Below are 11,957 nucleotides of genomic sequence, written 5' to 3' on the forward strand. Positions count from 1 at the left end.
GCCTATTTATTCACGAAAGCACATCATGAATCCATTGATTACCGATTATCCTGTATCCACCGCACCCACGCCCGTGATTGTCGCGCTGGATTTTGCCAACGAACACGACACGCTTGCCTTTGTGCGCCAACTATCGCCCGATTTGTGTCAATTAAAAATCGGCAAAGAATTATTTACCGCCACAGGACGCAGTCTTGCCGAAAAACTCATCAATCAAGGTTTCAAATTATTTTTGGATTTGAAATACCACGATATTCCCAACACCGTTGCCCAAGCCTGCAAAGTTGCCGCTGAAATGGGCGTGTGGATTGTGGATATGCACGCATCGGGCGGTCGCCGCATGATGGAAGCCGCCGCCGAAGCCGTTGCCCACTATTCGCAACGCCCACATCTCATCGGCGTAACCGTTTTGACCAGCATGGAAGCGGCAGATTTGCACGAAATCGGTTTGAGCCAATCGCCCGAAGAATTGGTATTGCGCTGGGCAAAATTAAGCCAAAGTTCAGGTTTGGACGGCGTGGTTTGTTCCGCGCAAGAAGCACGCCTTTTGCGCCAACATTTGGGCAATGATTTTTTGTTGGTAACCCCCGGCATTCGGCTCAACACCGCCAACAACAGCGATGACCAACGCCGCATTATGACACCAGCAGAAGCATTGACAGCAGGTTCCAGTTATTTAGTAATGGGTCGCCCAATTACCCAAGCTGCCCATCCAGCTGCCGTTTTACGTGAAATCAACGCCCAAGCTGCACAATTATTATCCGCTTAATCTTTCATTGCAAAACCTATTCAGGCTGCCTGAAAACGCATATCTGATGTTGTTTATCTGATTTACAATACACGGCAATTTTTGGGATTGCTACCAATATGTCCCCTCCCTCGTCTCCAACGGGGGAGGGCTAGGGTGGGGGGATAAATCTGTGAAAAATAAATATTCTTGAAAATCAAAGAGCAACCCCTACCCTAAACCTCCCCCGCCAGCGAGAGAGGTGATAAGTCTCAGGCAGCCAGAAAGATTTTTGTCGTGTACTGTGTATCGGATTCAAAAATCCGACCTACCATTTTTGAATTTTACAAAGGTTTCAGGCTGCCTCTTCTCTAATAAGACAGCCTGAAAATATACAAATTATTCAATATGATACTTCATAAACTGTTTCAAAAAATCGCCCAATTTTCGCTACCCACACTACATCGCTGGGGCAATGCACTCGGTTATTTGATGTATTACACATCACCAAAAGACCGCCGCCGCATCCGCGAAAATCTCCGCATCGCCCAGCTACCCAGCGACAAAGTCACCATTATTCGCGTCTGCCAAGAAACCGTCAAAAGTGGCTTGGAATTGCCGATTGCATTTTTCAGGCAGCCTGAAAACATTGCTGCTTTATTTACCGAAATACATGGTTGGCAATATATCCAACAAGCACTTGATAATAAACAAGGTTTATTGTTAATTACGCCACACATCGGCAGTTACGATTTGGCAGGACGCTACATCAGCGAACAACTTCCTTTTCCGCTCACCGCCATGTATAAACCACCCAAAATCAAGGTGTTGGACGAGATTATGCAAGCAGGACGAGTACGCGGCAAAGGCAAAACCGCGCCGACCAATTTACACGGCGTAAAACAAGTGATGAAAGCCTTGCGCGATGGCGAAGCCACGATTGTTTTGCCCGACCATGTTCCCGCACCCACCGAAGGCGGCGATGGCGTGTGGGTAGATTTTTTTGGCAAACCTGCATTTACCATGACTTTGGCAGCCAAATTGGCGCAAATGAAAAATGTTGCCGCGCTGTTTTTTGTCGGCGAACGCTTACCCGATGGACAAGGTTTCAGGCTGCATATTGAGCCTTTGCATGGCGAATTAACAGGCAATAAAAGCCACGATGCGCGTATTATCAATCAAAATGTAGAAAGTTTGATTCTCCGTTTTCCTTTGCAATATTTGTTTGCATACAATCGCTATAAACACCCCGCAGGTGCGCCTGAACGTCCTGAATAATGTTCAGGCTGCCTGAAAATATGGAGAAATTATAAATGCAATTCAACCCCAGCCAGCCAGCCAGCCAGCCAGCCAGCCAGCCAATTATACCATTGCTGTTATCACATCAACGATTGGTCGCCCTGAATTAGAACGTGCCATACAAAGCGTTGCTGCACAAACCTATCCATGCACTCATTATGTTTTTGTGGACGGCGAACAATACGCCGATGCTGCGCGTGAAATTTTGACACGTTATCCGCATGTTAAAGCCGTGTATTTGCCTGTTAATACGGGTGCAAATGGTTGGTATAACAGCTACATCAACGCCGCAGCTTCATTTATCGCGCAAGAAGACATTATTTGTTTTTTGGATGATGATAACTGGTATCGTGAAGACCATGTTGCTAGCGTGGTAGAAACTTTTGAGCAAAGTGGCGCAGATTATGTTTATACGTTGCGTAATTTATATACACCGCAACAAGAATTTATTTGCCAAGATAATTTAGAATCGCTAGGTGATTGGGCATGCTTGTTTCATCAGAAAGATATTTCTTTCAACATGGATATTAACCAGCAATACTCAATTTTTTTCACTTTGTTTGGTGTACGCCGTCAATTCTTGATAGATGTCAATTGTTATGCTTTACGACGTGCAGTTGCACAGTCCATTGCCTTACATTGGTGCAAACAAGGATTCGGTAACGATGCTGTGATTCACACGCGTCTACGAGAACAAAATTTCCACAATGCGACTACTGGAAAATATACCGTTAATTATATTTTCAATTACCTAAAACCAAATAATCTAGTCTATGACGCATATCACGATTTATTATCAAAAAATAAATCTGATACAGAAACTAAGTCTGGCATTATAGAAATAATACGCGCCCTAAATCAGGCACATATCCAAGCCTACGGTGGCAGACCTTGGGCAAAAGAATAATTTTTCAGGCTACCTATTGATTTTTCATCGTATAAAAGCAGCCTGAAAACACAAAACAGAAAGCCAATCATGACCCCAGAACAACTTTTTCAAATCGCCGCGCAATTATTAGACAAACTGGAAAACGAAGGCAGCGATGCCCTTTCCGATGCACAACACACCCTACTCGCCTATTGCTGGCTAGATAGCCAAGTGCAAGAAGGTGGTTTGGTGCAACTCATCGCATCAGGTTATGGCGAATACATTTTACTCAACCCCGTTGCCGACAGTTTACGCCGTTGGCGCATCAAACTCACGCCGCGCATTTTGGACAAAGCACGTGTTTTGTATCAACAATACGGCGCAGAAATCGAACACTTGGTGGACGAAAATCCCGACATGGATTTGGACACCTTACGCCAACAATTCAATCAATTTGAAGAATTGGATGCCGATTATTTTGATTGTGCCGACGAAGATTTAGCTGCCGTATGCGAATACGTTGCCACACATCTTGTTGATTTTGTTGATGCAGCCTGAAAAAACATCATGACACGATACGCACTCACCCTATCTTACGATGGCAGCCAATTTTTCGGTTTCCAAAAACAAGCCGCAGGTGTCGCCACCGTTCAGGCTGCTTTGGAACACGCGCTGACCCAAATCGCCCACGAACCCATCAACATCATCGCCGCAGGTCGCACCGACACAGGCGTACACGCCACCGCGCAAATCGTGCATTTTGACAGCGATGCCACGCGCCCACTTTCCGCATGGGTACGCGGTGTTAATGCACATTTGCCCAATGGCGTTGCCGTATTGCACGCGCAGACCGTTGCGCCCCATTTTCATGCACGATTTGATGCGTGTGGACGGCGGTATCGCTATCTTTTGCAAGCCGCGCCTGTGCGTTCGCCCTTGCTGATTGGGCGTGCCGGCTGGACACATTATGCGTTGGATTTGGACAAAATGCGCCAAGCCGCCACATTTTTGCTCGGTGAACACGATTTTTCTAGTTTTCGCGCTGCCGAATGTCAAGCCAAATCACCAATCAAAACCATGTATGCGGTTGAACTTTCAGGCTGCCCTAATGGTTTGATTAAATTGGATATTCATGGTAATGCGTTTTTACATCATATGGTACGCAATATTGTTGGCGCGTTGGTATATGTTGGCTGCGGACGCATGAGCGTGAATGAATTTGCCGAACTACTGGCTTTGCGCAGTCGTTTGACCGCGCCGCCGACATTTATGCCCGATGGTTTGTATTTGACAGGCGTGGATTATCCACCCGAATGGGGGATTAGGCAGCCTGAAATGCCAGATTGGCTGTAGCAAAACTTCCTCAGTTTTGCCCCATTCAAACAATGGGTTCTATTTTTCAGGCTACCTAAAACCTGCGCAAAACCTGAAATGGTAGGTAGGATTCTCACATCCGATATTTTTCTAACTATGCAACTATTTGTTTTTATAGTGGATTCAATTTAAATCAGGACAAGGTGACAGCAACCACCGTGTACACATAGTACATAAGGGAGCTGGCAACGCTGTACTAGTTTAAATTGAATTCACTATAAATCGCTTTACAATTTTGGTGCACTATCTGCAATCTCATTACAAAAACAAAACAGCAAATGCGATGATGTTCTCGTATTTGCCGTTTGTGTTTTAAGCTGTTCTAACTGCACCACTCAATGTGTACACCACCTTGTGTCGTACAGACATACGATGGGTCAAACAGAAACAATACTTTGTCTTGCCTAATAAATTCAGGTAGAAAATTAGCATGCGATTGCGATGTGATTTTTAAAATCAGTCATTTATTTCCCACTAAGCAGCAAGCAACTTTCTACGCTTACTGGTAATTGATTAAAAGGCGTTCTATTTCTTATGAGATAATTATTTTTATACAATGGATTAAAATTAGATTTCCCACATCCTGCGAATATTTTACCTTTAAAATTTATTAATCTAATTTCATTGATGGATTTTATTTTTTCTGGTGCAAGACTATTATCAATAACTAAAATTTTAATTTCAAATAGTGATTTTGATAAGGCATTATCCATCATCAATATGAAAGCTGCCATGATAAGAGCAATATTTTTAGAGTAAAACCCATTGTTAAACTCCTTGTAATATCTATTTAATAGATATTGTTTTTTTAATGATTTACTTTTCTTAATTTGATATACATAAATAATTTGGTTTTCAGGCAGCCTGAAAATGTAAACTGTATTTTTCCTGATTGGGTTAAAAAATACAGTTGCTACAAAACTGAAAGTAAAATTTTATGGATTTTCATCCAAACATTCAATATGCACAGTATTCATGTGTTCGCGGGTTAGAACCAGCAATTCATTGGCTTGTTCCATGCTGTATTTACCCAAGCCCTGCTCGCTTAAAACACGCCCGAACGCATCTTCCAATCCCAAAATCGCACGGCGTTCGGCTTCGGTTAAATATTCATATTCGCGCAAATTGCCAAAATGCTGCGATAGCGTGTGCCACGCGATAAACAGATGTCCCAATGTAAGCGGCACGTTCACGTTTTCTTGTAAATTGATTTTTGGAAAATCGGGTATGATGTTGTCCTTATTATATTTTTCAGGCAGCCTGAAAAGATTGGGGCGCGTAGGCTGGCGGTAAGTGTCGCCCCAAGCGACACGCACCCCAGCTTTGGACGGTGGGGGTGCTGGGGTGCATTTCGCTACGCTGCATTTACCGCCAGCCTACGTGCAATTTGGGGTTTCAGGCTGCCTGAAAATGAATGAAATGATTAAATTACTGTTAAAATCTTTTCCATATCATTTTTCAGCAAATCAGCAGGATTACCATGCCTACCCCGTCTTTGATTTAGTATCATAAAACTTCCAATACATTGTTCACTCATTGTTTTCTCTGGCATCACATCAATAGGGTTCTTATCATAATTCTCAATATTTACACGACACAGTGATAATAAAATATAAAATACCATCAAATCCAAATCTTCGTATGTTGGGACATATAGGTGTAGAATTAAATAAACGGTACACACAGGAGAACAGTTATGGCTTATTCACAAGATTATCGCCAAATGATTTTAGAAAAATTAAATTCGGGTTACAGCTACCGTGAATTGGCAGCGGAATATGGCATCAGTCGCAGTACCATTCAACTATGGAAAAAATGCATTGAACGTAAACCCTACCCCAAAAGAACCAATAAAATCAATGATGAATTATTGCGAAAAGACGTAGAACAATTTCCTGATGATTTTCAAAGAGAACGCGCTGTTCGCTTTAACTGTTCACAAAGAGCCATTGGTGTGGCACTTAAACGGCTAAAAATCACTCAAAAAAAAGATTCTTAAACACCCCAAAGCTCAACCCGAAACAATTGAACAATTTCTCTCATTAAAACAACAGTATGAGCAAGAGAAACGTCCTATTGTTTATATTGATGAAAGTGGTTTTAAAAACCAAACTTATCGTCCTTATGCCTATGCGCCAAGAGGACAAGTTTGTCATGGCAATCACAACTGGCAAATCAAAAACACAACCAATGCCATTGGCGCACTGTACCAAAATCAATTGATTGCAGTGGGTTTGTATGAATTCAGCATCAATTCAGATGTGTTTTATTCATGGGTTCAAAACGTTTTACTGCCACAATTACCACCTAACAGTGTTTTGGTTATGGATAATGCGACTTTTCACAAACGCCAGGACATTCAAGAGCTTATTGTTTTATCAGGGCATGTGATTTTATGGTTACCGCCATACTGTCCTGATTTGAATTTAATTGAGCACACTTGGGCTTGGATTAAACATTTACGTCAAGATTGGTTATTGGATTGCATTCACTCTTTGTTTTTTTATTTTACTTGGTTGTGTACCGAATTTTAATTTCTTTATCTATATCAATCGCATAATCTGGGCGACATCTATCCAATTCATCAATAAACAAAATAATTGGCTTGGTGCTTGCCAATTCTTTTAAAGTTTGTTGTAAAGCTTGTAAATTTTTTTCGCTTTCAATTTGTTCTTGCAATAATGTGGCAGTTACCAATTCAATGCTTTTATCTACACCTGCATTAATGGCTTTTTCGCCCACTTCTTTTGCAGCATCATCAAGAGCTGTTCCCCAGTCATCTGATAATTGCCTAATATTTTGTTTCAATAAATGACCAAGCCCCGCTTTGAGTGCTGTTTTAGATGCAAATTTTGCGCCTGCTGCAAATTTATTTATCCAGTTTTTACGTTGTTCTAGTACTGCGACATCATCATGATTTACAGGGCAGCAAACATTGATGATTTCCGCCAATAATGCCAATAAAGGTTCGCCTGTGTGGTCGGTACGGAATGCATCAATGTAAACCAAATGATGTGTATCGGGCGATGTTTCCCTCATCAAGTTAATCAGTTTTTGGCAAAAAATGGATTTACCTGTTCCCTATGCTCCATCAATAATCATGGGCGAAACATCAATATCGGATTGCTGCAATAAACGACTGATTTTCTCCGCAAGTGGGCGGCGTTTGAAATCGTCTTGCTTAGCAAAAGTAACACCATTATTATCAATATCATGCATAATCATACCCTTATGTTTTAAAAAATGAATTTTTTGGCAAATTTGGTGTACACGACCACATATCATCTCTACCAAAACTTTCAGGTAGCCTAAAAACTTATTCATCAACCAAATCCCGACACAACATAACCGCTTCTTGCAAACTTTCCACGCCATAAATTTTTAATTTGGGGAACTCGTTTTCATTGCGCGGCAAATTCGCTTTCGGCACAATGGCGCGTTTGAAACCCAATTTTTCCGCTTCTTTCAAACGCTCCTGACCGCGCGGCACGGGGCGGATTTCGCCACTCAAACCGATTTCGCCAAACGCCACCATTTTTTCAGGCAAAGGCTTGTTTCTGAAACTGGAAACCATCGCCAATACCGCCGCCAAATCCGTCGCAGGTTCGCCAATTTTCACGCCACCCACCGCGTTCAAAAACACATCTTGGTCAAAACAGGCAATGCCCGCATGACGGTTCAACACCGCCAGCAACATCGCCAAACGGTTTTGTTCCAAACCGACCGTTAAGCGTTTGGGCGTGAAACCGTGTGCATCATCTACAAGTGATTGAATTTCCACCAATAATGGGCGCGTTCCTTCCTGCGTTACCAAGACGCACGAACCCGCCACATCGTCCCGATAGCTCGCCAAAAAAATCGCGGACGGATTGGATACGCCTTTCAAACCCGTTTCGGTCATGGCAAACACGCCCAATTCGTTTGCCGCGCCAAAGCGGTTTTTAATCGCGCGTATCATGCGATGATTGGAATGCTGGTCGCCTTCAAAATACAACACGGTATCCACCATGTGTTCCAACACGCGCGGGCCTGCGATGGCGCCGTCTTTGGTAACGTGTCCGACAAAAATCATGGCGATGCCCATTTGTTTGGCGATGCGCGTGAGTTGGGCGGCACATTCGCGCACTTGCGACACGGAGCCTGGGGCGGACGTGATTTGGTCAGAATACATGGTTTGAATGGAGTCAATCACAACCACGCTGGGCGCGTGTTGTTTTAAGGCAGCCTGAATGGCTTCCAAACGGATTTCGGCAAGCAAATTCACGCCTTCTGCGTTCAAACCTAAACGCTGGGCGCGTAGGGCAACTTGTTGCGCGGATTCTTCGCCTGAAATGTACAAGACCTTGCGTTTTTTCGCCATTAAAGCAATGGTTTGTAAGAGTAATGTGGATTTGCCAATCCCTGGGTCGCCACCCAATAAAATCACGGCACCGTCCACCAAACCGCCGCCCAAAACGCGGTCTAATTCGCCCATGCCTGTGGCTTCGCGTGGTACTTCCATGGCGGTTACTTGGGATAGGGCTTGGACTTGTGTCGTTTCGGCTGCCCATGATTGGAAACGGGCATTTTTCGGTTCGGAGGCGGCGATGTTTTCTTGTAGCGTGTTCCATTCGCCACAATGGGGGCATTTGCCAACCCATTTGGGCGATGTGCCGCCGCATTCGGTGCATTGATAGACGGTTTTGGGGGCTTTTGCCATTTGGTTTTCCTATTTTAATTATTTGAATTAATTTAAATAAAATGGTTTCAGGCTGCCTGAAACCTGCCCCCTCCCACGCTGTCGGGGGGAGGGGACAGATACTTGGTAAAATTAAAAATTGTCGTGTACTGAAAGGCAGCCTGAAAAATATTCAGCGCGTATTTAAGCCAAGTTTATGACGCTGCACGTTTCCTATCCAAACTTTCCAAATACATACGGCGAAACAGGTAAATGAAGGGCATCAAAGCAAATAGCCCAAATAAAGTATTATAGACCCAAGGGGCAAATCTGCCGCATTGAAACATTTGGTAACAAACGAAATCTTTTTTAATGTTGTAGCGATATGATTCATCGTCCCATTCATATTGCTTGGATGCCAACCCGAAATTGAACACATGAATCGGATTATCCGCCATGCCTTTGCCCTGTACAGTTTCATTAGGATGAACAGGGAAAAACAAAGTGGGTTGATTGCTGGAATGCAATATCAGCCCCAAACTGTATGCCGTGTGGTCGTTTTTCTTTTGGCGATAATAATAAAATGCATAATAAGTGTTGCCCGCTTTAATCAAATGAATATTGCTGCTGGCATGAAACAGATGTGGTGTAATCATTGAATCCACAATTTCATAATCATCCAACCGCACTTCTTGCGACTGGGCAATGTATTGTTCTTCATTGACAAACAACCCATCTACCCCCAGCTCTAACAATAATAGGAACGCCATAAACAGTCCCACCACCCAAACAAATAATTTATCGATAAGCGAAGAATTGAAAAAACGCATTGTTTGTCCTTATGAAGTGGATTTTGTTACAAAATAATTTAAGCACAGCAAACCGCATTCGGTGTATTGATAGACGGTTTTGGGGGCTTTTGCCATATTGATTTTTCCTTAAAATAAAATGGGTTTCAGGCTGCCTGAAAAATATTCAGCGCGTATTTAAGCCAAGTTTATGACACTGCACGTTTCCTATCCAAACTTTCCAAATATAGTGAATTCAATTTAAACCAGTACAGCGTTGCCAGCTCCCTTATGTACTTAGGTGTACACAGCGGTTGCTGTCGCCTTGTCCTGATTTAAATTGAATTCATTATATTTTTATTTCAAACGACTACATTGTACTTTTCGAGAGTTGAAAATTTAAAAATAAAATAAAATCATAATTTTGTAAAAAAACAAGCATAATAATTTGCAAATAAATGTAAAATCAGTATGATGTAATGCTTTTCTGTAATCAACTTCTTATGAGGTTTTTTTATGTCTTCACAAACACAACAAAATAATACGGTCGCGTTAGGCGTACTGACTTCGCTGTTCTTCATGATGGGTTTCATTACCTGTATGAACGACATTTTGATTCCGCATCTGAAAAAAATCTTTGATTTAAGCTACACGCAAGCGATGTTGATTCAATTTTGCTTCTTTACTGCTTATGCATTGATGTCCATTCCAGCAGGTAAATTGGTAGAGAAAATCGGCTACAAAGGCGGTGTGATTGGTGGCTTTTTGATTGCAGCTTTGGGCTGTGTGCTGTTTTATCCTGCTGCAGGCAGCGCATCTTATCCCATTTTCTTGGGTGCATTGTTTGTTTTAGCAACAGGTATTGTTTTGTTGCAAGTAGCAGGTAATCCTTATGTTACTTTGTTGGCAAAACCTGGTAAAGAATCCACCACTTTAACCTTAATTCAAGCATTTAACTCATTGGCGACCACCATTGCGCCTCCTTTGGGTGCAGCGTTGATTTTTGTGGATGCATCTGCAACCAAAGCGGAACAAGTGGCTTCGGTGCAAATACCGTATTTAGGATTAGCAGGGTTCATGATTTTATTGGCAGTTGCCGTGGCATTCATTAAGTTGCCTGACGCGCGTAAAATCGCCAATGCTGAAACCGAACACAATCATGATGGTAAAACCAGCGTTTGGCAATATAAACACATGATTTTGGGTGCTGTAGGCATTTTCTGTTATGTGGGCGGTGAAGTGGCCATTGGCTCCATGATGATTAACGTACTGGAAAAAGTGGCAGGTTTGAGCCACGAAACAGGCGCGAATTATTTGGCTTTGTACTGGGGTGGTGCGATGGTCGGTCGCTTTTTGGGTACAGCCGTATTGAACAAATTTGAACCCAATAAATGCTTGGCATTCAACGCAACTGTTGTGGTTGCATTAATTGTGATAGCGATTTTGTTTGGCGGTTATGTTGCCATGTGGAGTTTATTGGCGATTGGTTTGTTCAATTCCATCATGTTCCCAACCATTTTCTCTTTGGGTACAAAAGGTTTGGGTAAATTCACAGGTACGGCATCAGGCATCATCTGTACAGCGATTGTGGGCGGCGCAATCATTCCTGTGGCTCAAGGTGCATTTGCTGACACCATTGGTTTGTTGCCATCGTATTTTGTTTCAGCATTGTGCTATGTTTATATCGTGTTCTTCGCGTTGAAAGGCTACAAAGCAGACGAAAAACACGCATAATGCCGTGAAAGGGTACGGGCATTAGTGCATATTGATATATGATTTGTGCCTCTTGCCCAACTCTATCAAAATCTGATGTACCATCATTTACAACAATTCAGGCTGCCTTATATCCCACTAAGGCAGCCTGAAACATTATTGTAAACAATACCATACAATATACGCCACAAATCCAAACACAGGCACAAATTGCCACAGAGTTTGATTGCGTTGATTTTTTTCGCCTCGCAAATGCGCCATAATCGCAGCAAACAAAATATATTTCAACAAAAAAGTGGCTGCACACGCCATAATAATGCCGTTGATTAAATGGTCGATTGGTGTGCCTGCTGGATTAAGTGTGAACCACATTATCATGCCCAACGGCAGCAAACACGCAATCAACCAACGTTTTAAAATGGAATTTGGCACACAATTTCCTTTCAGGCTAACCAATTAATTGTCAAAATAAATATTCTACCGATTTTTCACACAAAAACCCATTATAATTCTGCCCATTATCATTTTCAG

General features: G+C 42.6%; 16 protein-coding genes. 8 read left to right on the forward strand and 8 right to left on the reverse strand.

The genetic code is table 11. The annotated features are described in order from the left end of the window. Window positions 1-25 precede the first annotated feature (25 nt). From pyrF to truA, 5 genes are all read left to right on the forward strand, one after another. Window positions 26-769 (forward strand): orotidine-5'-phosphate decarboxylase, encoded by a 744-nt coding sequence (gene pyrF / locus MIS45_RS07490; protein WP_249450074.1) that lies wholly within the window; start codon window positions 26-28, stop codon window positions 767-769. A gap of 366 nt (window positions 770-1,135) precedes the next feature. Next, entirely contained in the window at window positions 1,136-2,005 is an 870-nt protein-coding gene (locus MIS45_RS07495) for a lysophospholipid acyltransferase family protein (protein WP_430472143.1), read from the forward strand. 139 nt (window positions 2,006-2,144) lie between these two features. Beyond that, window positions 2,145-2,933: a glycosyltransferase family 2 protein gene (locus MIS45_RS07500; protein ID WP_249451356.1), complete on the forward strand. Its 789-nt coding sequence runs from the start codon at window positions 2,145-2,147 to the stop codon at window positions 2,931-2,933. 69 nt (window positions 2,934-3,002) lie between these two features. Beyond that, window positions 3,003-3,452 carry a DMP19 family protein gene (locus MIS45_RS07505; RefSeq protein ID WP_249450075.1) on the forward strand — a complete coding sequence of 150 codons (450 nt, stop codon included), beginning with the start codon at window positions 3,003-3,005 and terminating at the stop codon, window positions 3,450-3,452. A gap of 9 nt (window positions 3,453-3,461) precedes the next feature. Beyond that, complete coding sequence (gene truA / locus MIS45_RS07510; protein ID WP_249449616.1) at window positions 3,462-4,247, forward strand: tRNA pseudouridine(38-40) synthase TruA; 786 nt, start codon at window positions 3,462-3,464, stop codon at window positions 4,245-4,247. Between the two features lie 485 nt (window positions 4,248-4,732). Here truA and MIS45_RS07515 read toward each other — a convergent pair whose 3' ends face one another. The 3 genes from MIS45_RS07515 to MIS45_RS07525 all read right to left on the reverse strand — a co-directional run bounded on the left by MIS45_RS07515 (window position 4,733) and on the right by MIS45_RS07525 (window position 5,901). Further along, window positions 4,733-5,002: a hypothetical protein gene (locus MIS45_RS07515; RefSeq protein WP_249450076.1), complete on the reverse strand. Its 270-nt coding sequence runs from the start codon at window positions 5,000-5,002 to the stop codon at window positions 4,733-4,735. 201 nt (window positions 5,003-5,203) lie between these two features. Continuing rightward, a complete protein-coding gene (locus tag MIS45_RS07520; protein WP_249450077.1) occupies window positions 5,204-5,584 on the reverse strand; it encodes a hypothetical protein in 381 nt (126 codons plus the stop codon). Between the two features lie 107 nt (window positions 5,585-5,691). Beyond that, complete coding sequence (locus MIS45_RS07525; protein WP_249450078.1) at window positions 5,692-5,901, reverse strand: hypothetical protein; 210 nt, start codon at window positions 5,899-5,901, stop codon at window positions 5,692-5,694. Window positions 5,902-5,964: 63 nt separating this feature from the next. On the opposite strand from MIS45_RS07525, the gene MIS45_RS07530 reads away from it, so the two are divergent. Both MIS45_RS07530 and MIS45_RS07535 read left to right on the forward strand, forming a co-directional pair. After that, a complete protein-coding gene (locus MIS45_RS07530; RefSeq protein ID WP_249441922.1) occupies window positions 5,965-6,267 on the forward strand; it encodes an IS630 transposase-related protein in 303 nt (100 codons plus the stop codon). Between the two features lie 25 nt (window positions 6,268-6,292). After that, window positions 6,293-6,802 (forward strand): IS630 family transposase, encoded by a 510-nt coding sequence (locus MIS45_RS07535; RefSeq protein WP_249447679.1) that lies wholly within the window; start codon window positions 6,293-6,295, stop codon window positions 6,800-6,802. Here the strand turns inward: MIS45_RS07535 and MIS45_RS07540 are convergent. The 4 genes from MIS45_RS07540 to MIS45_RS07555 all read right to left on the reverse strand — a co-directional run bounded on the left by MIS45_RS07540 (window position 6,777) and on the right by MIS45_RS07555 (window position 9,755). Then, window positions 6,777-7,307, reverse strand: coding sequence for a P-loop NTPase fold protein (locus MIS45_RS07540; RefSeq protein ID WP_249450079.1), 531 nt, complete (start codon window positions 7,305-7,307; stop codon window positions 6,777-6,779). The genes MIS45_RS07535 and MIS45_RS07540 overlap by 26 nt on opposite strands. A gap of 42 nt (window positions 7,308-7,349) precedes the next feature. Further along, a complete protein-coding gene (locus MIS45_RS07545; RefSeq protein WP_249450080.1) occupies window positions 7,350-7,592 on the reverse strand; it encodes a hypothetical protein in 243 nt (80 codons plus the stop codon). Next, entirely contained in the window at window positions 7,585-8,967 is a 1,383-nt protein-coding gene (radA, locus tag MIS45_RS07550) for a DNA repair protein RadA (RefSeq protein ID WP_249450081.1), read from the reverse strand. Before radA ends, MIS45_RS07545 begins: the two co-directional genes overlap by 8 nt. 173 nt (window positions 8,968-9,140) lie before the next feature. Further along, a complete protein-coding gene (locus MIS45_RS07555; protein ID WP_249450082.1) occupies window positions 9,141-9,755 on the reverse strand; it encodes a hypothetical protein in 615 nt (204 codons plus the stop codon). A 474-nt stretch (window positions 9,756-10,229) separates the two neighbouring features. Here MIS45_RS07555 and MIS45_RS07560 point away from each other — a divergent pair, with 474 nt between their 5' ends. Next, window positions 10,230-11,447 carry a sugar MFS transporter gene (locus tag MIS45_RS07560; protein ID WP_249448179.1) on the forward strand — a complete coding sequence of 406 codons (1,218 nt, stop codon included), beginning with the start codon at window positions 10,230-10,232 and terminating at the stop codon, window positions 11,445-11,447. Between the two features lie 135 nt (window positions 11,448-11,582). Here MIS45_RS07560 and MIS45_RS07565 read toward each other — a convergent pair whose 3' ends face one another. Beyond that, a complete protein-coding gene (locus MIS45_RS07565) occupies window positions 11,583-11,858 on the reverse strand; it encodes a hypothetical protein (RefSeq protein ID WP_249450083.1) in 276 nt (91 codons plus the stop codon). Between the last annotated feature and the right edge of the window lie 99 nt (window positions 11,859-11,957).

It is taken from the genome of Wielerella bovis, from assembly GCF_022354465.1.
GTDB lineage: Bacteria > Pseudomonadota > Gammaproteobacteria > Burkholderiales > Neisseriaceae > Wielerella > Wielerella bovis.